The organism is Paenibacillus dokdonensis (assembly GCF_004916975.1).
GTDB lineage: Bacteria > Bacillota > Bacilli > Paenibacillales > Paenibacillaceae > Paenibacillus_AQ > Paenibacillus_AQ dokdonensis.
In genome coordinates, this window is sequence record NZ_STGQ01000001.1 from 1271320 (window position 1) to 1294742 (window position 23423).

At 46.9% G+C, this 23423-nt stretch carries 37 protein-coding genes; 32 read left to right on the top strand and 5 right to left on the bottom strand.

The genetic code is table 11. From position 1 onward, the window contains the following. The first annotated feature begins 44 nt into the window (after window positions 1–44). From E6W40_RS05800 to E6W40_RS05825, 6 genes are all read left to right on the top strand, one after another. Window positions 45–1217, top strand: coding sequence for a polysaccharide deacetylase family protein (locus E6W40_RS05800; protein WP_136604612.1), 1173 nt, complete (start codon window positions 45–47; stop codon window positions 1215–1217). Window positions 1218–1329: 112 nt separating this feature from the next. Next, window positions 1330–1950, top strand: coding sequence for a ribonuclease HII (locus E6W40_RS05805; protein ID WP_136604613.1), 621 nt, complete (start codon window positions 1330–1332; stop codon window positions 1948–1950). Between the two features lie 77 nt (window positions 1951–2027). Next, entirely contained in the window at window positions 2028–4034 is a 2007-nt protein-coding gene (locus E6W40_RS05810) for a hypothetical protein (protein WP_136604614.1), read from the top strand. Next, complete coding sequence (locus E6W40_RS05815) at window positions 4031–4336, top strand: EscU/YscU/HrcU family type III secretion system export apparatus switch protein (RefSeq protein ID WP_136604615.1); 306 nt, start codon at window positions 4031–4033, stop codon at window positions 4334–4336. The genes E6W40_RS05810 and E6W40_RS05815 overlap by 4 nt, the downstream gene beginning before the upstream one ends. Next, complete coding sequence (locus tag E6W40_RS05820) at window positions 4330–4716, top strand: YraN family protein (RefSeq protein WP_136604616.1); 387 nt, start codon at window positions 4330–4332, stop codon at window positions 4714–4716. Before E6W40_RS05815 ends, E6W40_RS05820 begins: the two co-directional genes overlap by 7 nt. A 210-nt stretch (window positions 4717–4926) precedes the next feature. Then, window positions 4927–5658: an alpha/beta fold hydrolase gene (locus E6W40_RS05825; RefSeq protein WP_168928834.1), complete on the top strand. Its 732-nt coding sequence runs from the start codon at window positions 4927–4929 to the stop codon at window positions 5656–5658. 329 nt (window positions 5659–5987) lie between these two features. On the opposite strand, the gene E6W40_RS30425 is transcribed toward E6W40_RS05825, so the two are convergent. The 5 genes from E6W40_RS30425 to E6W40_RS05855 form a co-directional block, all read right to left on the bottom strand. After that, on the bottom strand, window positions 5988–6299 hold the full coding sequence (locus E6W40_RS30425) for a magnesium chelatase subunit ChlI family protein (protein ID WP_425464910.1): 312 nt from the start codon (window positions 6297–6299) through the stop codon (window positions 5988–5990). Window positions 6300–6412: 113 nt separating this feature from the next. Then, entirely contained in the window at window positions 6413–8104 is a 1692-nt protein-coding gene (locus tag E6W40_RS05840) for a recombinase family protein (protein ID WP_136604620.1), read from the bottom strand. 14 nt (window positions 8105–8118) lie between these two features. Then, on the bottom strand, window positions 8119–9000 hold the full coding sequence (locus tag E6W40_RS05845; protein WP_136604621.1) for an ImmA/IrrE family metallo-endopeptidase: 882 nt from the start codon (window positions 8998–9000) through the stop codon (window positions 8119–8121). A 71-nt stretch (window positions 9001–9071) separates the two neighbouring features. Continuing rightward, window positions 9072–10172, bottom strand: a complete 1101-nt coding sequence (locus tag E6W40_RS05850) for a hypothetical protein (protein ID WP_136604622.1) — start codon at window positions 10170–10172, stop codon at window positions 9072–9074. Then, on the bottom strand, window positions 10172–10570 hold the full coding sequence (locus E6W40_RS05855) for a helix-turn-helix domain-containing protein (protein ID WP_136604623.1): 399 nt from the start codon (window positions 10568–10570) through the stop codon (window positions 10172–10174). Before E6W40_RS05855 ends, E6W40_RS05850 begins: the two co-directional genes overlap by 1 nt. A gap of 163 nt (window positions 10571–10733) precedes the next feature. Here E6W40_RS05855 and E6W40_RS05860 point away from each other — a divergent pair, with 163 nt between their 5' ends. The 26 genes from E6W40_RS05860 to E6W40_RS05965 all read left to right on the top strand — a co-directional run bounded on the left by E6W40_RS05860 (window position 10734) and on the right by E6W40_RS05965 (window position 23390). After that, window positions 10734–10997, top strand: a complete 264-nt coding sequence (locus E6W40_RS05860; protein ID WP_136604624.1) for a helix-turn-helix transcriptional regulator — start codon at window positions 10734–10736, stop codon at window positions 10995–10997. Then, window positions 10997–11200, top strand: coding sequence for a helix-turn-helix domain-containing protein (locus E6W40_RS30430; protein WP_136604625.1), 204 nt, complete (start codon window positions 10997–10999; stop codon window positions 11198–11200). The genes E6W40_RS05860 and E6W40_RS30430 overlap by 1 nt, the downstream gene beginning before the upstream one ends. Before the next feature lie 15 nt (window positions 11201–11215). After that, complete coding sequence (locus tag E6W40_RS29375) at window positions 11216–11359, top strand: hypothetical protein (protein ID WP_168928835.1); 144 nt, start codon at window positions 11216–11218, stop codon at window positions 11357–11359. 18 nt (window positions 11360–11377) lie between these two features. Then, complete coding sequence (locus E6W40_RS29380; protein ID WP_168928836.1) at window positions 11378–11518, top strand: hypothetical protein; 141 nt, start codon at window positions 11378–11380, stop codon at window positions 11516–11518. A gap of 232 nt (window positions 11519–11750) precedes the next feature. After that, window positions 11751–12278 carry an XRE family transcriptional regulator gene (locus E6W40_RS05870; protein WP_246072889.1) on the top strand — a complete coding sequence of 176 codons (528 nt, stop codon included), beginning with the start codon at window positions 11751–11753 and terminating at the stop codon, window positions 12276–12278. An 11-nt stretch (window positions 12279–12289) separates the two neighbouring features. Next, a complete protein-coding gene (locus tag E6W40_RS05875; protein ID WP_168928837.1) occupies window positions 12290–12574 on the top strand; it encodes a hypothetical protein in 285 nt (94 codons plus the stop codon). After that, window positions 12574–12855, top strand: a complete 282-nt coding sequence (locus E6W40_RS05880) for a hypothetical protein (protein WP_136604627.1) — start codon at window positions 12574–12576, stop codon at window positions 12853–12855. The genes E6W40_RS05875 and E6W40_RS05880 overlap by 1 nt, the downstream gene beginning before the upstream one ends. A gap of 18 nt (window positions 12856–12873) precedes the next feature. After that, window positions 12874–13128: an AbrB/MazE/SpoVT family DNA-binding domain-containing protein gene (locus tag E6W40_RS05885; RefSeq protein ID WP_136604628.1), complete on the top strand. Its 255-nt coding sequence runs from the start codon at window positions 12874–12876 to the stop codon at window positions 13126–13128. Window positions 13129–13625: 497 nt separating this feature from the next. Continuing rightward, on the top strand, window positions 13626–13865 hold the full coding sequence (locus tag E6W40_RS05890) for a hypothetical protein (protein ID WP_136604629.1): 240 nt from the start codon (window positions 13626–13628) through the stop codon (window positions 13863–13865). Beyond that, window positions 13858–13980, top strand: coding sequence for a hypothetical protein (locus tag E6W40_RS30250; RefSeq protein ID WP_281281436.1), 123 nt, complete (start codon window positions 13858–13860; stop codon window positions 13978–13980). Before E6W40_RS05890 ends, E6W40_RS30250 begins: the two co-directional genes overlap by 8 nt. Before the next feature lie 93 nt (window positions 13981–14073). After that, entirely contained in the window at window positions 14074–14331 is a 258-nt protein-coding gene (locus E6W40_RS05895) for a hypothetical protein (RefSeq protein WP_136604630.1), read from the top strand. Beyond that, window positions 14328–16313, top strand: coding sequence for an AAA family ATPase (locus E6W40_RS05900; RefSeq protein WP_136604631.1), 1986 nt, complete (start codon window positions 14328–14330; stop codon window positions 16311–16313). Before E6W40_RS05895 ends, E6W40_RS05900 begins: the two co-directional genes overlap by 4 nt. After that, window positions 16314–17393 carry a recombinase RecT gene (locus E6W40_RS05905; protein WP_136604632.1) on the top strand — a complete coding sequence of 360 codons (1080 nt, stop codon included), beginning with the start codon at window positions 16314–16316 and terminating at the stop codon, window positions 17391–17393. It begins immediately after the preceding gene. Further along, window positions 17390–18097, top strand: coding sequence for an MBL fold metallo-hydrolase (locus E6W40_RS05910; protein WP_136604633.1), 708 nt, complete (start codon window positions 17390–17392; stop codon window positions 18095–18097). Before E6W40_RS05905 ends, E6W40_RS05910 begins: the two co-directional genes overlap by 4 nt. Beyond that, window positions 18094–18282 (top strand): hypothetical protein, encoded by a 189-nt coding sequence (locus E6W40_RS05915; RefSeq protein WP_136604634.1) that lies wholly within the window; start codon window positions 18094–18096, stop codon window positions 18280–18282. Before E6W40_RS05910 ends, E6W40_RS05915 begins: the two co-directional genes overlap by 4 nt. After that, a complete protein-coding gene (locus tag E6W40_RS05920) occupies window positions 18282–18476 on the top strand; it encodes a hypothetical protein (protein ID WP_136604635.1) in 195 nt (64 codons plus the stop codon). Before E6W40_RS05915 ends, E6W40_RS05920 begins: the two co-directional genes overlap by 1 nt. Further along, window positions 18473–18760, top strand: coding sequence for a hypothetical protein (locus E6W40_RS05925; protein ID WP_136604636.1), 288 nt, complete (start codon window positions 18473–18475; stop codon window positions 18758–18760). The genes E6W40_RS05920 and E6W40_RS05925 overlap by 4 nt, the downstream gene beginning before the upstream one ends. A 16-nt stretch (window positions 18761–18776) precedes the next feature. Continuing rightward, window positions 18777–19676: a MarR family transcriptional regulator gene (locus E6W40_RS05930; RefSeq protein WP_136604637.1), complete on the top strand. Its 900-nt coding sequence runs from the start codon at window positions 18777–18779 to the stop codon at window positions 19674–19676. Next, window positions 19669–20004 carry a replicative helicase loader/inhibitor gene (locus tag E6W40_RS05935; protein ID WP_136604638.1) on the top strand — a complete coding sequence of 112 codons (336 nt, stop codon included), beginning with the start codon at window positions 19669–19671 and terminating at the stop codon, window positions 20002–20004. The genes E6W40_RS05930 and E6W40_RS05935 overlap by 8 nt, the downstream gene beginning before the upstream one ends. Next, window positions 19982–21403: a replicative DNA helicase gene (gene dnaB, locus E6W40_RS05940; RefSeq protein WP_136604639.1), complete on the top strand. Its 1422-nt coding sequence runs from the start codon at window positions 19982–19984 to the stop codon at window positions 21401–21403. The genes E6W40_RS05935 and dnaB overlap by 23 nt, the downstream gene beginning before the upstream one ends. A 13-nt stretch (window positions 21404–21416) precedes the next feature. Further along, complete coding sequence (locus E6W40_RS05945) at window positions 21417–21719, top strand: hypothetical protein (RefSeq protein WP_136604640.1); 303 nt, start codon at window positions 21417–21419, stop codon at window positions 21717–21719. Continuing rightward, the gene (locus E6W40_RS30435; protein WP_425464911.1) at window positions 21652–21810 is read left to right on the top strand and encodes a DUF6906 family protein; all 159 of its coding nucleotides are present in this window, start codon (window positions 21652–21654) and stop codon (window positions 21808–21810) included. Before E6W40_RS05945 ends, E6W40_RS30435 begins: the two co-directional genes overlap by 68 nt. After that, the gene (locus tag E6W40_RS05950) at window positions 21807–21995 is read left to right on the top strand and encodes a hypothetical protein (RefSeq protein WP_136604641.1); all 189 of its coding nucleotides are present in this window, start codon (window positions 21807–21809) and stop codon (window positions 21993–21995) included. Before E6W40_RS30435 ends, E6W40_RS05950 begins: the two co-directional genes overlap by 4 nt. After that, window positions 21985–22191: a hypothetical protein gene (locus E6W40_RS05955; protein WP_136604642.1), complete on the top strand. Its 207-nt coding sequence runs from the start codon at window positions 21985–21987 to the stop codon at window positions 22189–22191. The genes E6W40_RS05950 and E6W40_RS05955 overlap by 11 nt, the downstream gene beginning before the upstream one ends. Continuing rightward, a complete protein-coding gene (locus E6W40_RS05960; RefSeq protein ID WP_136604643.1) occupies window positions 22115–22528 on the top strand; it encodes a RusA family crossover junction endodeoxyribonuclease in 414 nt (137 codons plus the stop codon). The genes E6W40_RS05955 and E6W40_RS05960 overlap by 77 nt, the downstream gene beginning before the upstream one ends. A gap of 25 nt (window positions 22529–22553) precedes the next feature. Next, complete coding sequence (locus tag E6W40_RS05965) at window positions 22554–23390, top strand: hypothetical protein (RefSeq protein WP_136604644.1); 837 nt, start codon at window positions 22554–22556, stop codon at window positions 23388–23390. The last annotated feature ends 33 nt before the right edge of the window (window positions 23391–23423 follow it).

A 23423-nucleotide genomic window follows, 5' to 3' on the forward strand; every position in this document is an offset into this window, starting at 1 on the left:
TACCGCTTGGCAGATTCAGATTTATAGAATAAGGGGAGAAGAGTTTGAAGCGGAAATGGCTGATGGCGACGGGCGCTGGTTTATTATTGACGGCAGTTGTAAGTGAAATGTTGATCATGGGATCGGCACCCACAGTGTATTCTTCCAAGCAGCCGATCGAAATGAAAATAGGGGCTCCTATTCAGCCGGTAAGTCGTGAAAATACAACTATTCAACCCCCGAAAAATGAGAAAACGGGTGGAGATCCGGGCGTTAGTGGATTGCAGACTGGATCAGCGATGCCTGGCAAAACCAAATCTCTTCAGGATACTTCCTTTCAAAATGAAAAGCCGGGCCGGATTTATTATCGCAACAAGGTTCTTACACTGATGTACCACGAGGTGACTCCAGGCCAGAAGAACAAGCAAAGCCTGAATACAGGTAAGTTTGAGCAGCAGCTAAACCTGATGAAAGACAATGGTTTTCAATGGATTACGATGAACCAATATGTCGATTTTGTCCGGCATGCCAAGCCCGTGCCTCCAAATGCGGTACTGATGACGTTTGATGATGGGTATGAGTCCTTTTATGAATATGTTTATCCGCTGCTGCTCAAATATCATGTACCGGCCACAAGTTTTCTGATTGTAAATACGATCGATAATCCCAAGCATATCGGGATTCCTAAACTGAGCTGGGAACAGATACAAACCATGCATGAGAACGGGGTGGACTTTTACAGCCATTCTTTTGATTCCCATGTTTACGCTCCTCTGGACGCAGCGGGGAACCGCTCCAAGGCTGTGCTGAAGGGGCCGGTTTACGTGAAAAATCTGGGGCGGAAAGAAACGAGCGGAGAATACCTCGCACGCGTGCGGAGTGACTTGGAGCAGGCCAACGCGATTCTCAGAGAAAAGCTTGGAAACACCATGAATGTCATCGCATTCCCGTATGGCGCATTTTCTCCGGCTTTGCTACGGGTATGCAAGGAGCTGGATACACCCGTTTCCTTCACCGTACTCTCAGGTATAAACAGACCCGGCGGCCTAAACGGTTACCGTGTGAATGCCGGCGGTGCGGCTAATGATCCGGTAGCATTGATTACTTTAATGAAAAATAACGCGGTTCCTACGGGTAAAAAGCAAAATACAGGGAAACCCGGAGCAGGGCAAGATCCGGTTACTAAACCTGAGCCGCCTTCGTCCAATAGAAATACTTCGAGTATTGATGCCGAATAGCAGAAACTACTGGAAAAGCCATGCAGTGAAGCCCCGGATCAAGTATAATGTTCAGAGCAGAAGCTATACGGACAGGGGAATATGAGGTCCGGGGAGAGCAAGGGGGAACAACATGACAGACTTGTTGATGTACGAGAAGGAATGCTGGGCACAGACCTATCAATATATAGCAGGCGTAGATGAAGTAGGACGTGGATGCTTATTCGGAGATGTGGTAGCCGCCGCGGTCATTCTACCGGTTGGCTTGGTGCTTGAGGGTGTCGATGATTCTAAAAAGCTGAGTGAAAAGAAGCGTGAAGCACTGTATGATCTCATCATGGAGCAGGCCGTTGCCATTTCTGTCGGCTATGCCGATGCGGAGACGATTGATAGGATCAATATTAAGCAAGCGGCAAGGCTGGCGATGAAAAAGGCGGTATTGGGGCTGCCGGAAGCTGCAGATTATCTTCTGGTAGACGCGGAGAAGGTGGATGTGGAGCTGCCGCAGCTGGCTATTATTAAAGGAGATGCGACCAGCCAGTCCATCGCCGCTGCGTCCATTATTGCCAAAGTAACGCGGGACAGGCTTTGCAAGGGTGAATGGGAAGCCAAATATCCCGAATACGGAATTGCGATACATAAAGGATATGCAACCAAACTGCATCGTGAGCAGATCACCGCGATGGGGCCTACCCCGATGCACCGCAGAAGTTTTCTGAAAAATCTGGAGGTCGTCCAGCAAACCTTGTTCTGATCATATTTATTCACTGGCAGGATGCTGGTGCCGATAAATAGAGAAAAGGGTTCGCTTCGATTGAAGGAGGAAGAGACGTGAATATCGGTTCGTTGATTCGTGGCCTGCTGGGTGAAACGAAAGCGGGTGACGCGAAGCAGCTGGATATGAAGACCGGCCAGGTGGTTAGAGGTGTGGTGCTCAGCGTCTCGGAGGATGGTCAGGAGGCTGTGGTACAGATCCAGGGCGTCAAGGTAAGGGCGGCGCTGGAGACACCTATGCAGGCCGGTCAAGCCACGCTGCTGCAAGTACAGCCGCCTGCAGAGAACGGGATGATGGTGCTCAAACCGCTTGCAGAATCGCCGTATCTAGCCCTGCCAACCCAGTCATTGGCGGATGTGTTGAGCTCATTAGGGCTGGCGGATACGGATGAAAGCCGGACATTGGTTCAGGTGATGCAATCCAGCGGGGTACCTCTTACGAAGGAAAATGCGGAGCTGTTCAGTCGTATGATGCTGCAAAAGCCGGCATCGGTTCCGGCTGAGCAATGGATTCAGTCCGCTGCAATCGCCTTGCAGCGTGGATTGCCGGTAACGGCGGAGAGTATACGCGGACTTCAGCAGGCTGTTTTTGGCGCACCGATTCATGAGCTGTTGGCTGTGCTCGATGAGCATCTGGAAACAGCTCAGATGATGCCCATACCGACTAAACCTGCAGGAGAAAGCGGAGGAGCGGGCGAAGCAGCCCCAATGAACCGTTCAGTGCTGAACGGTGCTGCTCAAGCTGGAGCTTCGGCTCAGGCAAAAGCGGGCAAACAGCTGGAGGCTGCTATTAAGGGAGCTGCAGCCGAAGCAGGGAGCGCTGCAGCTGCAAAATCTGCAATGGCGGCTGACGATGCAGGCGGGCTGCAGCCGCTGATGGCGAAGCTGCAGCAGGTGCTGCAGCAGCTTCGCACCGCGCCGCTTGCAAGCGCGCCTGCCCTGGCTTCGCAGCAGGGCAATGCTGCAACGGCCGGCTCCGAAGCATCGCCGGCCGCAGTGACGCCGCCGCAGGGATCGGCGGCGCAGGCAGGCTCTGGCAGCCCGGCAGCGCCAGAGCCAAATCCGCCCCAGACCCACGCCGCGGAGCCGTGGGTGGGGCGGATCCTGAAGCTGCTCGGTGCGGAGCACGAGCAGCAGGGGGTGCGCGGGGCCGGCATGCCGCCCGCGCAAGTGCCTGAAGCCGCGGCGGGGAACGCGCGGCTAGCAGCGGCTGCACCGGCCATCGGCCAGGGTGCAGTGCCGCAGGCAGCGGGCCAGGCGGAGCCGGGGCCCGCATCCTTGAGCGGCGGCGGCATGGCTGAAGCCGCCTCAGCCGCCGCAGCCGCTGCGCGGATGGCCGCGCCTTCGTCTGCGGGCGGCTCAGGCCCGCAGCCACCAGCCGTGGAATTCGCGGCCGGGCATGATCTGCCGGCGCGCGGATTGCATGCTGCCGGTGTACAGGCGGCAGCCGCCTCGCCTCCGGCTGCAGAAACTTTCGGGATGCGCATGGAGCATGAACAGCATCACACGAGTCCGCAGGACACGCTTAAAGGTATTTTGCTGCAGCTTGTGAACCATGATGAAGCACCGCAAGCGCTGAAGGACGCGGCACAGCAGTTGATTTCCCATCTGACGGGCCAGCAGCTGCTGCTCAATACGGACCGGACCGCACCGTTTGCCCAGGTCACTTTATTCCTGCCGCTGAACGGTCCGGATGGTCAGGAAACCGCCTCTGTCCAGATCCAATCCCGCCGTGGTCCCAAAGGTGAACTGGATGCTTCCAACTGCCGCCTGTGGTTTGATTTGCAGATGAAGCATCTGGGCCAAACGCTGGTGGATGTACAGGTTGTGGACCGGATTGTCAGCTTAAAGGTGCATAACGATCATGATTGGGCCGGAGAACTGTTGATGAACCACAGGGAGGAAATATCCGGAGCGATGGAATCACTTGGTTACCAGCTGCTGACATTGAAGGCAGAGCCCATACCTGAGAAAGCGGCGGATTCGAGGCAAGGTCCAGCAGGGGCTGCTTCGGTTAATGATTATGTACCCCGGAGCTATAAAGGGGTGGATTTCAAGGTATGAGTGATACAACAAAGGAACCATCGTTATCGATGAAAAAGGCTGTTGCTCTCAAATATGCGCCGGGTGAAGCCGAAGCGCCCGTAGTGGCTGCCAAAGGCCGGGGCAAAATTGCCGAGTCGATACTTGAAAAGGCAAAGGAGCATGGAGTTCCTGTCCAGGAAGACGCCGCCCTGGTAGAGGTGTTGTCGAAGCTTGATCTGGATCAGCAGATTCCACCTGAGCTCTACCAGCTCGTAGCGGAGGTGCTAAGCTATATTTACCGTGCGGACCGGTCGGTACGGGAAAGGGAGAATGAATGGTAGAACGGATGAACAGGGAAAAGGATAACCGCCGCCAGAAAGGTGCGGTGGCAGAACAAGCTGCCTGCGACTATCTGGCTTCCCGGGGTTATACCATAAAAGAACGTAATTGGCGCTGTCGCAGCGGTGAACTCGATATTGTCGCTGAGTTTGGACGTATATTGGTTATCGTAGAGGTTCGGAGCCGGAGTGTCGGTACCCGCTACGGAACCGCTGCGGAATCCGTCGATTATCGTAAAGTCAGACAGGTACGGAGCACGGCCTTGGCCTACCTTCATTATAGGCAGGAGGAGGAAAGGGAGCTTCGTTTTGATGTCGTGGCGATTGAACTGGATGGGGGTCTGAATACGGCGAACCTTCAGCATATCGAAGCGGCTTTTTAGTGACGGGATTCTGAAGCATCAGTAACAAGAATAGTATGATTAGATGGACAGACCGGTTGAGAAAAGACTTCCCAAGCAGTAACAGGAAGTCTTTTGTGTATGGTATGGATTTTATATACATAGTGTTTTTTGCAGAGCGGGAGCCCGCCATAACAGTCCCCATGATTCCCGGCAATGATTTATCAATTGTCTATAGAGGGGAATAGAAATATGTTTTTTTTCAGAAAGACACCTAAAATTAGCAGCAGCTCCCGATCAGTTTCATGTCTTGAAAAGATTGAAATCGGCGGTACGGAGCAGTGGCTCTTAATGAGGGGGAAAAGCGTCAGATTGCCTGTAATGCTGTGGCTGCATGGCGGGCCCGGTTCTGCGCAGATAGGCTTTGCTCCTTATTTCCAGCGGGAACTGGAGCAGCACTTTGTGGTCGTAAACTGGGATCAGCGGGGAGCAGGTCTGTCATACCGCAAGAATATAAGCACAGATACGATGAACGTAGATCAGTTTATTGCTGATGCACGCGAGGTAACGGAATACCTTCAGGACAAATTCCGCCAGAATAAAATTTTTATCGTGGGCCATTCTTGGGGCAGCATTTTAGGCATTAAACTGGCTGAGCGCTATCCGGAGTTATATCATGCTTATATTGGAATTGGTCAGGTCGTTCATATGGTGAAAGGTGAGCGGTTGTCATACGAATATACACTCCGTGAAGCAAAAGAGGCCGGTCATGCGAAAGCAAAGCGGGAGCTCCTGGCGCTTGAAGAGGATTTCTTCTATGATTACCGAAAGCTTGCCACTCAGCGCAAATGGCTTGGACGCTTCAAGGGTGTCATGTATCGGCAGCCTATGGAAAAAGTCATTGTGCCCCGGATGATCCGTTCATCGGAATACAAACCTTATGGATATGATCCGGTTTATAAAGGGATCTCGATTTTCCATTAAACATATGTGGGCGGAAGTATGCAATATCAACCTTGAGAAAGTCACCCATCTGCAGATTCCGGTATTTCTATGCATGGGCAGGCATGATTACAATACGCCGTTTGAATTGGCGGAGGCATTTTTCAATAATCTAAAGGCACCTCTTAAGACATGGGAGTGGTTCGAGGAATCGGCGCATTGTCCGAATTTTGAAGAACCTGAGAAATTTAACAAGCATCTAATCTATTTACTACGACATGAAATGGATGGATTGTCTGTTACGAATACTGCAGATCACAAGATGAGGACTCCATGAGCCCTCATCTTGTTTGTTAGGATATAAATCAACATTAGGTGAAGATCTCTACCTGCGGCCGGTCCAGATTCCGGTACTGAATCGCCTCAGCGACATGGATAGATTTGATCTCTTCATGTCCGTCCAGATCTGCAATGGTGCGTGCAAGCTTTAAGATGCGATCATAGGCCCTCATACTGAGTCCCAACGCTTCGATAGTCTGATGGAGCATGTCGGAGGTGCCTGAGTCCAGCTTGGCAAAACGCCGGAGTGCGCTGCCCGTCAGCTCACTGTTCCAGCCAATATGAGGAAGTTTAGTATAACGCCCCAGTTGTCTTGCATGAGTTTCAAGCACCTGTGCGCGCATGTCTGCGGAAGAAAGGCTGAATTTCTCCCTCGTCCATTCCTTAGGCCGGGGAACGTCGACCTGAAGATCTATCCGGTCCAGCAGCGGACCAGAGATTTTGGAACGGTACTGTCCTATCCGTGCAGGACTGCAGGTACAGTGATGACCCGGATGATCGCTTCCCAGATATCCGCACGGACAACCGTGCGGTTATTACCTTTGGCACGCTTAAAGGAATATCGAACATTGACTGATGCTTTAGGCCTTCCTCCAGATGGAGAGGGAATCGTAGTGATCACAATTTCCTGAACAAGCGTTTTGATGATCCCACGCCGTATTTCGAAAGAAGGATCATTTCCTAATTTACTTCGGAGGTTTATGAGTAATTCTTCAGCAGATGTGAAATCCTTACTAAGATCATCTTCGGCATGTATTAAAACATCAATTTCGCGCAACCTACTCTCAAGTGCTGCTGTTTCTGTCATGATCTCCTGCAGCTGCTTTTCAACATCAAATGCAGTGATCATCTTTTGACGGTAAAGAGAAAGGATGCCCTGACGCTCATCTTGTTTGTCGGTGATGCTTTTCTGTACGATCTCTTTCTCCGATAGATAATCTCCAATTTTTGATTTTCTGATTTCCATCCCGGCATTCATTTGTTCAAGCGCATCACCAGGATGTTGGATAAATTGAACACATTCTTCCCAAACCATATCTTCTATCCATTTAGCAGGTATATTCTTGGATTGGCACTTGCCCTGTAGAGGTCCCTTGTAAGCTGTTTTTCCACCGCATGTGTAATATGCAGTCGGTTTACGGCCAGCGCCGGTATAAGATGTACCGTGATAGGTCAAACCACAACATCCGCATTTAATAAGTCCACGCAACAGGTAGTCTCTGGTCTGGTTTCTGAACGCTTCAATTTGGTTGTTTCGAAGCGCGATCTGTGCTTTATCCCATAACTCTTCAGAGACAATCGCCGGCACTTCTCTTTCTATAAGCTCTCGCTCCTTTTTTGATCTTTTACCGTATATATGCAACCCTTTATATGTCGTGCTCTTTATCATGGAACCGATCCTGCCAGGGGTCCATACGCCAGCTGTATTTTCTTTACGTTTACCTTTCTTAATTTTACGACCGTCCTTAACATACGACGGTGGAATTTTAAGAGAATTAAAGTAATCGGCAACTTTGATGGTGGACCATTCCTCATCACCGACTAAATGATACATTAACTGAACCACGCCAGCTTCAGATAATTCTTCTTTACCAGGGAGAGGGTCATGATTGATTTGTAGGAATTTATCGATAACCACGTATCCAAAAGGCACTATTCCACCAAGCCATTGACCAAGTCGAGCAACACGATTGGCTCCGTGCCAGAAGGTCTCAAGCAACGTGTCACGGTCAAATTCAGCTTGTCCTGCTAGCAGCGTAATAACAAATCTGCCCATTGGAGTACTGGTGTCGAAAGGTTCCGTCATCGATTTAATGGTTACGCCATATTCTTCAAGCTGGTAAATAGCATCGAGCGTAACCCGCGCCTTTCGACCAAGGCGTTTCATGTTATAAATCAGTACGGTTTTGAATTTGCCTGCTTTCGCATCCTCTAAAAGTCGATTACCTTCTGGGCGTTCATGTAGAGGGATCGTACCAGTAACTCCGTCATCTTTGTACCAATCGATTATATTTAATCCATGGAGCTCACAGTATTTATTTGCGAATTCGATCTGGCTTTGAATAGTTTCGCGTTCTTGTTGATCATCAGAAGATACACGAGGATATACGACAACATCTTTGGATTGATTTTCAGCAAAATTGAACATTGATTTGATCCCTCCTAAAATCCTCTTTCAAGCTCCAGAAATTGCTCAACATCCTTCATCTGCAGCACAAAACGTTTAGAAGTCCGTCCATATAATAGGCTCAGAGTTGGAAAGTTCAGTCCGATCTTGTCATCTTTATATTTCAGGTCCCTGACAGATAACTGCGTGCATTTATATCCGTAAAAATCCTCAATCTCCAGTTCATCGAAGTGGCTATCTTCAGAAAAGTAAAATTCCCCTGAAGAATTCATTGTTGCTGAATCAACCTCAATTACGATTTGAGATGGACCTGACACATCAGCGCTTGAGTCATAATAAGAAAACAATTTGATATTTTGAATAGAGGGTTCCTCCTTCGAAGCAAATCCGCTAACGCTAGCATTATTCTGTTCAGCCAAAACAGAATCGATGGCACCTTGAAATTCTCTACGATGGATTTGATTTAGACGTAGCTCGGCCATTCTTCTTGGGATAGCAAATGTTCTGGAGAGATATTCGATTGCCTTATCCTTTTGGGGAGGCATATGTAATTTTGAAATCATTAATATTGGCATGGCAGCGTATAGGACGAATTGCTCTGCTTCGTCTTCTTGTCCTTTTGTAAAAAGCTCAGGTAGCTTTGTTTGGTTACCAACATGACGCAAGAGATGGCAGAGCTCATGAAGAAATGCCAACCATTGCAGAGTAGGGGAGAGTCTACTGTCGATAATCATGGTGTACATGTTTGAGTGAACCTCTAGCCCCTTGCTTTTGATTGGCTTGTAATAGATCCATACATTAAATCGACGGGCCATATCGTCAATGTTTAAGAGTTCTACTGAATCAATCTGATGCTTGATATACAGTTCTTCAATCCACGTTTCCAGTGCAGTAAATTGATAATGTTTGATTTTCATGGTGATTACCTCCTAGTGTAGAAACATATGTTCTGTTATGTGGTGAAAAGAAAAGCCATTGCTGGCTTGTTTCAGTTTTCAAATGATGGGCTCTCCCAATATGAATCAGCTATTTTAGGAATATTACTGGAAATAAAATCATTGTAGTTCACTTTGCTTCTTGTGTTTTTCGAAAGTGAAATTTTCATTACTGGATCGTAGGTTTTGTTTCCGTAAATATCTGTTACCGGAAAGATCATAATAAACTGAATGTTATTGAATTGGTCGCTTTTGTCTATCAATTCTAAGGTTTCAGTGATATTTACCCACATTGATTTCTTAATTAAATTATTGGTTAAGTTATCTTTTCCGTATATTTTTACAATAACATTCTTAGTCTTTTCGTTATAATCCAGTGATTTAATGCTTAAATCGCCATTAAAATCATTTTTATCACCAAAAGTCTTATTAATATAAGTTGTCAGTATTTCTTGAGGCGAAGGAGCCTGTGCCGTAAATAAATCATTCTTAAGGTGTATTGTAGAGATAAGATCAATAATTTTATTTATTGTTGAGGCTTCATCGGCGTTAGCTGAAGCATATGTTAACAAAAAAAATCTTTGCCCTACTGATTCAATAAGTTGGCTTGATGTAATGGTTGTTTTCAGTGATTCATCAAAATAACTTGTTGTTTGAATTCCAAATTTCGAAATAGGTGTATTAATTAAGTCCTTTTTATTTTCAACATACGACAATATTTTGAATTTACTGTAATCATCGTTGTTTCCAACTGATTTATTGTAAACTTCCACATATTCTTTGGGTGTATGAACATTCAATGGTTTTAAAACAACTTGAACAGAAATGCTCTGACCTAAATGTTCATGATCGATTATCTTAATCTTTGTTTCTAAATCAGATTGTTCTTTTGTATCTACAATCCAATTGGAAGGATAGGATATTGAAAAAAATTTATCCGAAAAAACTATATCGGATATTTTTTGCTGGTTGCTTGTCTCTTCAAGACCCTCAGAGTTGTTTGAACGACTTTCCCCAGTAACTGGATTAGGTGCCAAATCATCTGAAGAGCGGTAAAACCATTCAGTTATTGAATTTCGATTTAGAAATAATAAAAAGAGAATCAATACGATCATTGGACCTAGCCAGCCCCAGTTAATTCTTCTACTAATCATTATTCACCTTGCCGATCACCGGGTTTCCGGTCTTTTTCTGCTTCTTTAATAAATCTCCAAAACTGCAACAGTTCCTTTTTACGTTCTTCTGGAGCTTCAAGAAAATCTTTAAAGAAAACATTGTGATAAGGGTTATTTATGAACTCTTCAAATTCAGCGAGATCATTTGGATCAATTTCATGAGGAGTAGATGGATCGTTTGTTCTCCCCAATAAATAGTCTCCCGTCGTTTCTAGAACGTCTGCAAGCATTTTGAGGGAGTCAGGATCCGGTTTTCTGTCATTTGTTTCATAACGCGAAAGTTGCACAACAGTTAATCCTGTTTTAACGGCAAGATCTTTTTGCGTTATATTCCTTTTTTCCCTTAAATGTTTAATTCGTTCCCCTAAACTCTGCATTATGACGTTCTCCTTACAATAAAATATAAACTCATAATACCATTACCAATATGGTAATAAAATCAACTTGCCAAAAAGGTAATAAAATAGTTGACATTACCGATTTGGCAATATATAATCACATTAAGAGTTACCGAAACGGTAATAAACGGAGGTGATGTTCATGAAGAAAGTAAATCTCAAAAAGATTAAGGAACTCCGTAAGAAAGCGGGATTGTCTTTGGAATATATGGGGAAATTATTAGGCTACGAGAGCCCTAATGGTTATTATTATCTGGAGATAGGGCGCGGCAAGTTCACGGCGGAAGCTCTGGCAAAGGTTGCAGATGAATTCAAGGTGCCAATAGAGGAGCTTTTTTTTGTCGAAGGAGTTGCCGAAATGGTAACACAGGGAAATAAGAGTCTTACTACTCGGGATGTGATCTAATGCTCCTCTCTCAATATGTACACCAACGCAGGCAGGAACTGAACCTCAGCCAGAAGCAGATTGCAAAATCAGCGAACATATCTGTTGATACTGTTCAGCGCTTCGAGTCAGAGGGCTCATATAACCCTCATGGGATAACGTTGCTTCGGTTATGTAAGGCGCTTCAGATCAGTTTGGATGATGCGATTGAGATGATTCTTTGAAGGAGGTGATCTAACTTGGAACAATCGTTACAAGAAATCAAGGCAGTGAAGGAAACCCGGGATCCTGAAGAGGCAAACAAACTACTTCAAGAAGGATGGGTTCTAGACTTCCGCGAGCACGAACCAAGCCGTAGTCGTTATGTACTTATTAAATTCTAATGGAGCGAGGTGCTGCTTGTGGAGAATCCTCCAGGAATAACTTATCAAGCTGAATATGAGCCTGATATGGAAAAGATGGTCAAGGCTTTGAGAATTTTACATGAAGCTCCTAACCCAGAAAAAAAGTCAGAGGAAGATGAGCTTCAGGAAGGAGCATAATATGTGCTTTCGCTGGAAACGCGAGTCTTCGCGAGCAGCATGCGTGTCAGCAACGGTGACTCGAGTGATTCTGAAAGATTCGAAATTGGAATTGAAAAGGATAGAAGAAAGCCGCCGGAGCTGTACCGGCTACCAGCGGCAAAGGGGATGACGATAAGGGGAAGGTTTTGCTCACAACTCAATATTACAGCAGCTCCTTGTCCGTCTTCATCCCTTATAACGGACAAAGGAGATGAAATTAGTTATGGCAGTTGGACAATTTGGCCCCGCGCTTGAAGAGGTGCTCAAACGTACAGGGGATACACGGAATAAAGCAGGAGCTGCTGCTCATGTGGATGCTTCACTGATTGGGAAAATTGTTAAGGGTACAAGAAAACCATCCAAAGAGGTGATGGCATCCACAACTGAGTATTACGATGATGGACAGCTTTACATAGCGGCCGCTGGGGAAGTTACCCATGGTGCATTCGTTCCTTGGCTGAACAATGTTGATCTTCACAAGTCAAGCGTTCATTTGAAAACGATTGAGGAAATACATGAGGCAATGGATGCTCTTATGCTAGCCCCAATAACCAAGACAAAGGAGCAGTTAGCGGAGACTGATTTGCAGCAAATCAAGCGCACTATGATGGAATGTGTCGAAGCAATAACAGCATTGACACATTACGTGGCGATTCTCTGTAATGAATACCGCTTTTCTTGGACTGATGTATGGAAAGAACATCGGGCTTATCTTAGATCAAAAAAATATATGAAATGAGGCGAAATAAGTTGGAAATGAAAATGGGGATTGAGGAACAAGTGAGTGTTGTAGCTAGGAACGCCAAACACAATTTGAAACTGATTAAGCGTACTCCAACGATCTGTAATCCAGAAGACCTGGACAAGAATATCAAGTTCCTAGAAATGATGGTCCGTCTTCATAAAACAGATCTGAAAGCACAAAAAAACGCACGGCGTGCAGGCCGGGCGCTCTCGCTGAGAACACGTCTTAAGAGTCTCTTGTCGTCCATTTTAGCCGATGAACGCCGGAAACGCAAGGAGGGGACAGCATAATGGATCGTCATTGGAAAAGCTTATTGTTTCTATTCCAAAATAACTGGAAGCTTAACACTTGCCTGACCACTAAATATATTGATCTGAACAAAAGAATCGTTCACATTCGTAAGCTGCGGGAGGTTTCTAAGCCTTGGTCTGAGTCTGAAAAGTTCATGCTTGACCTGGCTCTCCATCTGTTCAATGAGCGCAACAAGGTAAACCTTTCGGATATGGACCATCTGGATTCCCAGAATTCGAAACTTGTTATACAAGCACTACACATTCGCTTCAATTTATAAAAAGGAGATTGATCATATATGAAAGCCACTGGAATTGTAAGACACGTCGACTCACTGGGACGGATCGTTCTCCCTAAAGAACTGAGATCCACATTGGACATTGCCGAGCACACACCTCTTGAAATTTACTCGGACGGTGACAAGATAGTTCTCAAAAAATATGCTCCTGGATGCATTTTTACAGGACAGGAAGATGATCTGATTTTGTTCAAAGGCAAGTTGATCAGCAGGGCAGTTATTCAAGAGATGGCATCTTCTGCAGGAATTGAATAGAAACAAGACAAGGCCTTGGCCCTGTCTTCCGGCGTCGGACGGTAAACGTAACCTTTCTCCCGTACGGCGTCGGAAGATGCGGCTAACGCATCCCAGAGCACTAGCGCGAGGGTTACATTTTTAGACTTTGTTGACTCCCTCTACAAAAGGAATAAGACCAAAGTCTGGTTCGCCATTAGCCACGCAACCGCCTGCTTCATTCGATAATTCGGTGTGGTGGGTTGATTGGTTGGAAAAATGGCAACTCTCGCGGTGGTGCTCTAACCACTCAAGGTGGTGGCGGAATAGGTAGACGCATAATTCGGGTAAAGGAACGGCTGTGGGGATGAGATAGGTACAAGAGAAGCCGGGTTAACACCTCAACACCTATCCAGCCGATAAACTGCTGAAAATATTAACCCATGTCCTGTTTATACAGTGCCGGCTAACAGCAGCATATTTCTATGCAGGGTGCAAATCCTTGCCCACCTTGAACTATTTTGAAAGGAGGTCAAGCCATGCAAGTAATTCAAAAGTTGACTGTGATCAGCGTTCCGAATCATGTCTACGAAGTTGGAACCGAGATTAATGGTCGGGAAGTTATCGAAATCAAGCAAGTAGGTGACGCTGACTTTTCTGAATTTTGGGTGATTGATGAAAACGAAAAAGTCATCATCAGCATTGAGAACTGCCCAGTAATCGTGGAATGGCAGGAAGTCGCTGAACATGAGCAGGAGGAGGTACTGGCGATTGGGTGAGGTTGCAGAAATGATATTGAATGGACTTCTGTGCGAAGTATGCGGCTGCTATATCGATGATATGGAGGAACCAGGCTATCCCCGCACTTGCGAGGACTGTGAAAACGAAAAATGACCCTTGGCGAAGGGTCATGTCTGGTACTTAATAAATTTTCTTGCCCCCACTATAGCAGATGGGGGCGTATCACACAAGAGGGAGTGATTGGTCATGGGAGCAGCAATGTCACTTGATATTACTGGCGAACGCCTGGAAGCAGCAGTGCAGCCTAAGCGGATGTACACTCCGACGATCTTATCGGTCAGAGCTCAAAGCGGCACAGTGGAGATCCATTTGAACGATGAGCAGCTGGCTGAGATTGAATATACGATCCGGCAGCATCTGGATAGCGTCCGGTACCCGGAAGCACCGCAACAAACTGTGAAGGATGTTGAACTGAAATACACAATCAAGGAGGAGATCGCTTGAAGAAGATCATTCTGGAGCGCTTGACGCTCCGCAATTTTAAAGGTTTCAAGGAGTTCGTTCTCGCCACCAATGGCGGGAACGTTGACGCCTACGGTGACAATGGCACAGGAAAGACAACTGCATTTGATGGCTTCATTTGGCTGCTGTTTGGTAAAGACAGTCTGAATCGTTCTGAATTTGAGATTAAGGAGCTCGATGCTGCGGGCAAGGTGAAGCAGCATAAACTTGACCACGAGGTCGAAGGAGACATTCTTATTAATGGCCGGCGGCGGACCTTTCGCAGAGTGTACTCCGAAAAGTGGACTAAGAAACGTGGATCCGCAATGGATTCCTTCGAGGGGCATACCACAAGCTACTTCGTCGATGGCGTGCCGGTTAAACTATCGGAATATAAGGCAGAGGTAGATTCCATTATCAAAGAGGATCTGTTCAGGCTCCTGACCAGCCCAACCTTTTTCAATGAAGTCCTGAAGGCGGATGAACGCCGCAAAGTCTTAATGGAAGTATGCGGCGGTATTACGGATGCGGAAATAATTCATACGAATAGGGAACTCGAGCGTCTGCTTTCGATCTTGGAGGATAGGACGGTAGAAAAGCATGCTGAAAAAGTTAAAGCACGCCAAAAGGATATCAACGCTGAAATTAAATATATTCCAACTAAAATCAACGAGGCAATGTACAGTAAGCCGGACATTGCTGATTTGGATGAAGAATTGCTGCAGGAAGATATTGATAGCATTCGCTCTCGAGTCCAGGCGAAAGAAGAAGAACTACTCCGGATCCGAAATGGCGGAGAAACAGCTGTAAAGGAGAAGCGAATCCGTGAGATCGAAAGTGAGCTTCTTTCCATTCAAAATAAGCTTCAATCGGAAGTTTTAGACAAAGTGGCTCACCAACGTAATGAGGTAGGGCAGCTGCAGAGAGATTTCGATTCCCTTCGCCGGCAGATTGAGGACAAACGTCATCAGATTCAGCACAACGAGCGCACTATCGAATTCAGAAATCAGGATACTGAGCGTTTGAAAGCCAAATGGTCTGAAGTAAATGGACAGGTTTTTGAACATCATCATGATGAGAATTGTCCGACATGTGGCCAGACTCTCCCCGGAGAGCAAAAGCAGGCTGCGCACGTCAAGGCAGAGGCGGATTTTAACCGAGGGAAAGCTCATCGGCTTGAACAAATCAGTTCTGAGGGCAAGAGAGCAAAAGATGAAGTGCGACATTTAGAACTTGCCAATACCCGGCTATTGGATGAGATTAACAAATTAAGTGACGGATCAGCCATTCTGCAGGTTGACCTTAAAAGTTCTGAATCTGAGCTCGATAACCTGCGTTCAGGCATTCAGGATCCTCGGAGCAATCCGGAATATCAGAACCTGAATGAGGAGAAAGAGCAGGTTGAAAAGGAAATAAACTCTCTACGAGATTCCGCCAAAGAATCTTATGAAATTATCAAAAAAGAGATTGATACTCTTCGATCTGAACTCATGAAACTTGAAGAGGAGAAGGCGAAATTTGCTCATGTCCGTAAAATTGAACAACGCATCAAAGAGCACGAACGCCAGGAAAGAGAGTTGGCCGCGGAATATGAGAGGCTGCAGGAAGAGCTATTCCTTACTGAAGAGTTTAAACGAACAAAAGTCGCTCTTATGGATTCCAAAATCCAGACAAAATTCAAATATGCCCGTTTTCGTTTGTTTGAGGATCAAATCAACGGGGGGCTGAAGGATGTTTGTGAAACGATGTTCGAAGGAGTCCCTTATGATAAAGGACTTAATCGCGCAGCTCAATACAACGTTGGAATAGACATCATTAACGTCTTATCTGACTATTACGGATTCTCTGCACCAATTTTTATTGACAATGCCGAAGCGGTTACTCAACTGATCGACACGGATGCCCAAGTTATTCGCCTGGTGGTTTCTGAGGCAGATAAGAAGCTTCGCGTCGTACCACACAACACCATGCAGGAGGCGATCTAATTGACCGACCAAAATCAGCAGGCAGTGACGAAGAAAGAGCCGACTCAATCGGAACGCTTCATGACCAAGGTAATTGCAGAGTTTGGATCCAGTGTAGGGGAAGTTGCTCTTACGAACTTCCAAAAGCGGCTGGCACAAAACTACTTCATAGCGCTGGATAGCGTGCTGAAGACAACAGAGGAAAAGCGGCTCAAGAAGTCTGAGAAGTACCGTGATCAGTTGCCAGTAACCTGGGCGAACGTGAATATGGACAAGTTGTCCCGAGACGTTGTGGCCTACGCGAGAATTGGATTCGATCCGGCACAGCCAAATCATATCAACCTGGTCCCTTTTAAAAACAACAATACTGGCAAGTACGACATTGGATTTATCGAAGGGTACCGGGGTCTCGAACTTAAGTCTGTCAAATACGGTTTAGATGTTCCTGATCACGTAACGATTGAATTAGTTTACTCCAACGATTATTTCGCGCCTATCAAAAAGGATGCGAATCATCCGCAAGATAGCTACGAATTCGAAATCAAGAACCCTTTTGATCGAGGAATGATCCTTGGAGGATTTTATTATCACTCCTACACGAAGGTCCCAGAAAAGAACAAGCTGGTCATGATGACACTCAAAGAGATTGAGAAGCGGAAGCCTGATCACGCAAGCCCTGAATTTTGGGGCGGCGAGAAAGACAAATGGGAATGGGATCCCAAGGCTAACAAAAATGTAAAGAAAGGCACTGAAAAAGTTGAGGGTTGGTACGACAAGATGTGCTGGAAGACGATATATCGTGCAGCGCATAGCGACATCACCATCGACAGCCAGAAGATTGACGATGATTATCTTCGTCTCAAACAGATGGAGAGCGAATTCGCTGAGGCTGAAGTTGAACGGGAAATTGGTGCCAATGCCAATAAAAACGTCATCGATATCACACCTCCTGGTGAACCTGAGGAATCTGCTTCGGATGCTGAAAGTAGTGTACCCCAGCAGAATTCTGATTCTGGGGAACAGCCAGAAATGAATTTTGAGGACTTTAGCAGTGATGTACCACCTATGGAGTCGGCTGGCAGCAGCCCTGAGACCTGGTGATTGATATTCAATGTTTCGGATCCAGCAGCGCGGGCAATGCCTACCGGATAACGGATGGGCACACGCCCCTTCTGCTGGAAGCCGGACTTCCTTATAAAGTCCTGCAACGGGCCTTGAACTTCCGCATGACGGATATTGCCGGCTGCCTGATCACACATGAGCATCTGGATCACAGCAAGGCTGCAGGAGACGTTATGAAGGCCGGAATCAATGTTTATACCAGCCAGGGCACGGCGACTGCAAGAGGGCTGTCAGGGCATCGTCTGAAGGTGATTAAGGCGATGGAGCAGTTCCAGATTGGTAGTTGGACCATCCTACCATTCGATATACAGCATGACGTTGAGGAGCCGCTGGGCTTCCTTCTCGCGAATACGGCCGGTGACAAGCTTGTCTTTCTGACGGACACATATTATTGCCGGCATCGCTTCCGGGACCTGACCCATATCATGGTGGAGTGCAATTATTCAATGGATATTGTCAGAGAACGAGTAGCAACTGGCCACCTTCACCCAGCACAAATGAAACGGCTACTAAAATCACATTTTGGACTGGAACATGTAAAAAATTTCTTGAAAGCCAATGATACCCGGAAAGTCCAAGAGATTTGGCTGCTTCACCTCTCGGACGGTAATGCCGATGAGGAGCGTTTCAAACGGGAGATCCAGGAGACGACCGGCAAGCTGGTCCGGGTGGCTGGGCGATGATCGATGGCAAACCTTTAATGCGCAGCATGATGGGGGCGCGGATCTGGCGGCTAATGTCATCCGATCCGGATGAATTCAAACGGGAGGCGCGCGAGTATTTTGCTCGGGGTTATCCCGGCTGGACGGTTGTAAAGGTGAAATATCCGATTGTTTTCCTACGGGACGATAGGGGGCGTCAGAATTGATGGATCCAGTTCAAATTGACTTATTCGATGATGAGGCTGCGGTTCAGCCCATCCTAAACGGAATGTATTACGAACGAGCTTCAAATAAATTTGTTTCCTATGTTTGCGGGAGCCGGTACTTTGAGATAACGCCAGGTCGCTGTCTTGGGGACAAGGACTGGAAGGAAAAAACGATGAAGGAGCGTGCAATATGAGTGTAATGACTCAAGAAGAATTAAAACATCGTACTGAACAGATCATGGACTGCCTAAAAGAAAAATGGGAAGAAGCGCGCGATGCCGGAGAAGATCAACTTTTGCACTTCTTCACCGCTGTTTCATATGCATTGGGAAGCTTCGTTCCCTTCTCAGTCGATCCAGAGAGTTATGGTCCTCTGACGATGAAATTGATTGATTCCTTGACCGACGGTATTCAAACAGCAATGCAGGTAACTGGCGTAGAGGCAACAATGATCAAAATCGTAAAAGAATCGCAATGATGTAGGGGATGAGCAAATGCCCAAAGACAGTTACTCTTTTCCGATGTACTCCGGATTACTGGAGCCAGAACACTACAAGAAAATAGGCAGCGCGATATGGCTTTTCCTCTGGTGCATCAGCTCCACTACAAAGGAGCATGAGGAGGAGGGAATTGTCTGGGGCATCGTCCTTGGAAACAAGCCTATGAAGCTGTCAGACATATCTGAAAGATTTGGAGTGAACGACAAAACGGTGAGTCGCTGGTTGGACACCTTAGAAGATCATCACTACATACGAGTGACCAGGGCTCCCAGGGGATTAATCCTTTCAGTCAAGAACTCCAAAAAGTGGACGGACAGAAATGTCCGATCACTAGGAAGTGATAAGACAGAAATGTCCGATCACAACGATAGTGAACAGACAAATATGTCCGATCACGATCCAAATTTACAGAGTGATCGGACAAAAATGTCTGATCTAAAAGATATTATAAAAGATCTTAATGCTACTACTACTGCTAATGACATCGAACCAGATGAACAGCCTGATGAAGATGGCATGATACAAATTTTAAACGCATATTGCAAACTGCATAACAAATTCGATATTCACGTTTCCGCAAACGAACGCGAAGCCATGGGTAAGATGGTCGCCGGAGGTACGCCTAACCCTTTTACCATCCGAACTATGGAGAGCCTTTTTGAGGCAAAGCGAACGCGCGAAGGAGATAAGTTCAGGTTGCCTAAGAGCTTCTTGTACTACGTGGAGGGGATCGAGGAGGCTTGGCAAAACTATCAGGCTTCTTCAGCTAAACCGGGAGATAATTCACAGACAGCTGGACCAGTAAAGCCCACTGAGCCCAAACGAATGACCAAGCAGCAGCGCGAACTTGACGAGTTGCGGAGACGAGCAAAGGAGGCACGTCAGCATGGATAGAGCGGAGATTATTGAGCTGCTCATAATCATCAAAGAGAATTATCCGAATTTTGACACCAGCGAAGAAAATATCAATCGCCATTCCAAGTACTTGCATGACTTTCCGTTTGAACGGGCCGTGCAGAACTTGGACGAGCACATCCGGACGAGTAAATTTCCACCGAATATCGCGGAGATTCGTGGGAGTATCGGCGAGCAGATGGAGCGGAGCCGGATGAAAACAGCAACAGAAGAATACTTTGCAGAGCGAGAGGAAGCTCGAAAGCATGCTTGCCCGCCGCCGCCCGGCTGGAAGGAGGCCCTCTATGCAAAACTTGGCCGCTGCTGATTTTTCGTTACCCATGCCGAATTCGTTGGCATCTGAATGTGCAGTTCTCGGATCGATACTGATCGAGCCGGAGGTATATGAGCAGGCGGAGGCGTTAACTCCGGAAGCTTTTTACCACGAACCACACAAATCCATTTTCCGAAGAATGCAGGATCTCGCTGATGATGGGCAGCCAATCGACCTAGTAACTTTGACGACTCGACTGCAAGATCGGGGCGAGCTAGAAAGTATTGGCGGTGTGACTTATCTTTCCAAACTGGCACATTCAGTGCCTAAAACGAAAAACATCGAGTCTTATGTCGCTGAAGTGCATTCCAAATTTGTAACCCGGGAGTTTATCCAGTCCAGCTATGCTGGCATTCAAGCTGCAGCTGCAGGCGAGAACATACAGAACCTTGTAACATCAGCACAACAAGTTGCAACCACGCTTTCGGATCGTACAGCGCCCAAAAAGGACTTCAAGCGGATCAATGATGTGCTGGTTGAGGTCATCGAGACGACAGAAAACAAATCTGAGGTCTTCAAAACCGGGAAGGTATCGGGTATTCCAACGGGATACAAAGACCTGGACAGCATTTTCGGCGGGCTCCAGAACAGCGACCTGATCATTGTGGCTGCAAGGCCGTCGGTCGGGAAGACGGCATTCGCCCTTAATATTGCCCAGAACGTTGCAGTTAGCATTTCAGAACCGGTTGCCGTATTTAGTTTGGAGATGTCGGCGGCGCAGCTCGTAACGCGGATGGTAAGTGCTGAGGGAAACCTTGAAGCAAGCAAACTTCGGATGGGCGACATGGGTACCGAAGATTGGACCAAGATGGCCGATGCTGCTGGAATTCTTGGCGAGACGAATATACAAATTGACGACTCCCCGGGAATCACAGTCCATGACATCAGAGCTAAGTGCCGGCGTCTGAAACAGCAAGAAGGCCTGGGGCTGATTGTGATCGATTATCTTCAACTGATTGCCGGCTCCAGCAAACGAGGATCAGAGAACCGGCAGCAGGAAGTATCCGAGATTTCAAGGACGCTGAAAACACTGGCTCGTGAACTGGATGTTCCGGTGATCGCTCTTTCTCAGCTCAGCAGAGGTGTGGAGCAGCGTCAGGACAAGCGTCCGATGATGTCTGATCTGCGGGAATCAGGATCGATCGAGCAGGACGCGGATATTGTAGCCTTTCTCTATAGGGACGACTACTACGATCAAGAGACGGATAAGAAGAATATCATCGAAATCATCATTGCGAAGCAGCGGAACGGCCCAGTGGGTACCGTCGAGTTGGTGTTCTTGAAGCAGTTCAACAAATTCGTGAATTATGAACGAAACCGTGGTGAACAAGGTCCACAGCCACCATCGGGGCCAAAGAAGGTCACGAGTATAAAACAGCGCCGCTGGGCGTGAGGAGAGTAACGGGATGAAAGAGACTTTTTACGGTTATTGTTTTCCGATTCCTGGCGAGTGGCATACACCAGAAGCCACACTGCAGGATACGGAAGAAGTTTATCGATATACACAACTGCATGGGAAAACCGGAATGTTTCGAGAGGTTCGGGTAACCGATAGTGAAGATTTCATGGTGGTTCAAATGATTGATGGGCAATACGTATTTCCTGAAGAATGGAAGAAATTTAATGGGGAGGTTAAGCCTGATGAAACAGCTGAAGAATCCAACGAAAAAACAGAAGATAGAAATTCGCCGGCAGAAGTTAAAGCCTGAAAGTTGGCTTGTTGAACGCGACACTGGTCAGTTGTTGGTCGTTGTCAGCAGAGAGAAAGGACAGGTTCGCCGGCTCCGGTGGGGAGCATGAGTGGCCTATGGAGCAAGTGGAGCGTGTATGAATACATGCGGCACACCTATATGAGAGTAGGCAGCTCGCCTGATCTGCTTGAGGTAATGGATAATTTTCCGGAACTTCATCTCGCTGAGATTAAAGAAGGTATGGATGAATTTGAACTTACCATCTCGATTGGAGGCGGACAGCGTGCGCAGTAATAACCTGGTTGATCCACTCTTTCAAGATGTTCCCTGGGACATCGTTTACAACGAAGATGGCCAGCAGATCGGAGAGGTGTATGTACTTCTCGGCAAAGCAAAGAAGGAGGCGACACCATATGATCCAGTTCACGGTATACGGCGAACCGGTCGCACAAGGAAGACCAAGAGCATCAACAGCTACCGGATTCGTTAAGCTCTATGACCCTGCTAAATCCCGTGATTATAAAGATTATGTTCGGCTGGCTGCTAGTGAATATGCGCCGCCAGCACTACTTGAGGGCCCGGTCGGGATGATGCTCACCATTTACCGATCGATGCCTAAGAGCTTCAGTAAGAAGAAAGTAGTTTTGGCCGAATCTGGGGAGCTTCGGCCAACTTCAAAACCGGACGTAGACAACTATCTCAAGGGTGTGAAGGATGCCCTAAAAGGAGTCATCTGGAAGGATGATAGTCAAGTTGTTGAGGTGTTTGCACAGAAGAGATACAGCGTCCGTCCTCGCATTGAAGTGAAGATTAAGGACTTATCATAAAAAAATCGAAGGGAAAGTGATTAACATGGGGAAAGATTTTGCTAAATTCATGGCTACTACGGATAAGAAGATTGTTTTTGGTGATAAGGATGTTGAGCTCAAGCTAACTATTCCACATAAGGTTGCCCAGGCAAACCTTCAATTTCTGACCAGCAGTTTGAACAAGGAGATCCATGTTATTCTCGGTGATCCACAGGTAGCTTTCGATTTTGACGATGAGGGAGAGGATATGTACAAGCCTTACATCGGCGGTCGTCAAGTTACGGCTGATGCTTCTGGTGTTGTGACATCGATTCAGCAGTCGGAAGAAAGCAAAGACGAGAACCAGGTGGAGTTATTTGACTCTGCAGGGGAATCAGAGGAAGACGGAGATCAAAAAGATCAACAGTGCGAGAACCGAGAAGGGGAGCCACCTGCAGAAGATGAGCTGAATGATTATGAAAAGGAAATTATGGGTGAAAGCGAAGCTGGGGCTGAATCGGATCTTCCGGAATGGATGAGAGAATCCAACGACCAGAAGGAAGACTCTGGTTCCGGAGAAATGAATTTTGAGACTGAGAAAGAAACGGATCAATCCGAAAAAAAAGAGAGTACTGAAAACAATGGCGAACCTGATGCCGGTGCCCAACATGATCCCGATATCGAAAAATCAGTGATCGAGCAATACATCCTTGAGAATCGCCCATCGTTCCCGGACTTGCCTCTCGACTTCCCAGATCTCTACGAAAAGAGACGGAATCAAGGACTTACATGGGGAAACATTGCTCGTGAAATCGGAATGACCACGGGGCAGCTGAATGCCAAACTGAACAAATATAGAGAAGCTGTCAAAAAGCAAATGATTGATGGGGGAGCGGCGTAAGCCGCCCTTCCTTTCATTAAAGGAGAGATGAAC

Excerpts from the sequence above, each read along its gene's own strand:
- E6W40_RS05805 (WP_136604613.1), top strand. The coding sequence starts at position 1,330 with ATGACAGACTTGTTGATGTACGAGAAGGAATGCTGGGCACAGACCTAT.
- E6W40_RS05815 (WP_136604615.1), top strand. The coding sequence starts at position 4,031 with ATGAGTGATACAACAAAGGAACCATCGTTATCGATGAAAAAGGCTGTT.
- E6W40_RS05820 (WP_136604616.1), top strand. The coding sequence starts at position 4,330 with ATGGTAGAACGGATGAACAGGGAAAAGGATAACCGCCGCCAGAAAGGT.
- E6W40_RS05825 (WP_168928834.1), top strand. The coding sequence starts at position 4,927 with ATGTTTTTTTTCAGAAAGACACCTAAAATTAGCAGCAGCTCCCGATCA.
- E6W40_RS30425 (WP_425464910.1), bottom strand. The coding sequence starts at position 6,299 with ATGCGCGCACAGGTGCTTGAAACTCATGCAAGACAACTGGGGCGTTAT.
- E6W40_RS05840 (WP_136604620.1), bottom strand. The coding sequence starts at position 8,104 with ATGTTCAATTTTGCTGAAAATCAATCCAAAGATGTTGTCGTATATCCT.
- E6W40_RS05845 (WP_136604621.1), bottom strand. The coding sequence starts at position 9,000 with ATGAAAATCAAACATTATCAATTTACTGCACTGGAAACGTGGATTGAA.
- E6W40_RS05850 (WP_136604622.1), bottom strand. The coding sequence starts at position 10,172 with ATGATTAGTAGAAGAATTAACTGGGGCTGGCTAGGTCCAATGATCGTA.
- E6W40_RS05855 (WP_136604623.1), bottom strand. The coding sequence starts at position 10,570 with ATGCAGAGTTTAGGGGAACGAATTAAACATTTAAGGGAAAAAAGGAAT.
- E6W40_RS05860 (WP_136604624.1), top strand. The coding sequence starts at position 10,734 with ATGAAGAAAGTAAATCTCAAAAAGATTAAGGAACTCCGTAAGAAAGCG.
- E6W40_RS30430 (WP_136604625.1), top strand. The coding sequence starts at position 10,997 with ATGCTCCTCTCTCAATATGTACACCAACGCAGGCAGGAACTGAACCTC.
- E6W40_RS05870 (WP_246072889.1), top strand. The coding sequence starts at position 11,751 with ATGAAATTAGTTATGGCAGTTGGACAATTTGGCCCCGCGCTTGAAGAG.
- E6W40_RS05880 (WP_136604627.1), top strand. The coding sequence starts at position 12,574 with ATGGATCGTCATTGGAAAAGCTTATTGTTTCTATTCCAAAATAACTGG.
- E6W40_RS05885 (WP_136604628.1), top strand. The coding sequence starts at position 12,874 with ATGAAAGCCACTGGAATTGTAAGACACGTCGACTCACTGGGACGGATC.
- E6W40_RS05890 (WP_136604629.1), top strand. The coding sequence starts at position 13,626 with ATGCAAGTAATTCAAAAGTTGACTGTGATCAGCGTTCCGAATCATGTC.
- E6W40_RS05895 (WP_136604630.1), top strand. The coding sequence starts at position 14,074 with ATGGGAGCAGCAATGTCACTTGATATTACTGGCGAACGCCTGGAAGCA.
- E6W40_RS05915 (WP_136604634.1), top strand. The coding sequence starts at position 18,094 with ATGATCGATGGCAAACCTTTAATGCGCAGCATGATGGGGGCGCGGATC.
- E6W40_RS05920 (WP_136604635.1), top strand. The coding sequence starts at position 18,282 with ATGGATCCAGTTCAAATTGACTTATTCGATGATGAGGCTGCGGTTCAG.
- E6W40_RS05925 (WP_136604636.1), top strand. The coding sequence starts at position 18,473 with ATGAGTGTAATGACTCAAGAAGAATTAAAACATCGTACTGAACAGATC.
- E6W40_RS05930 (WP_136604637.1), top strand. The coding sequence starts at position 18,777 with ATGCCCAAAGACAGTTACTCTTTTCCGATGTACTCCGGATTACTGGAG.
- E6W40_RS05935 (WP_136604638.1), top strand. The coding sequence starts at position 19,669 with ATGGATAGAGCGGAGATTATTGAGCTGCTCATAATCATCAAAGAGAAT.
- dnaB (WP_136604639.1), top strand. The coding sequence starts at position 19,982 with ATGCAAAACTTGGCCGCTGCTGATTTTTCGTTACCCATGCCGAATTCG.
- E6W40_RS05945 (WP_136604640.1), top strand. The coding sequence starts at position 21,417 with ATGAAAGAGACTTTTTACGGTTATTGTTTTCCGATTCCTGGCGAGTGG.
- E6W40_RS30435 (WP_425464911.1), top strand. The coding sequence starts at position 21,652 with ATGAAACAGCTGAAGAATCCAACGAAAAAACAGAAGATAGAAATTCGC.
- E6W40_RS05950 (WP_136604641.1), top strand. The coding sequence starts at position 21,807 with ATGAGTGGCCTATGGAGCAAGTGGAGCGTGTATGAATACATGCGGCAC.
- E6W40_RS05960 (WP_136604643.1), top strand. The coding sequence starts at position 22,115 with ATGATCCAGTTCACGGTATACGGCGAACCGGTCGCACAAGGAAGACCA.
- E6W40_RS05965 (WP_136604644.1), top strand. The coding sequence starts at position 22,554 with ATGGGGAAAGATTTTGCTAAATTCATGGCTACTACGGATAAGAAGATT.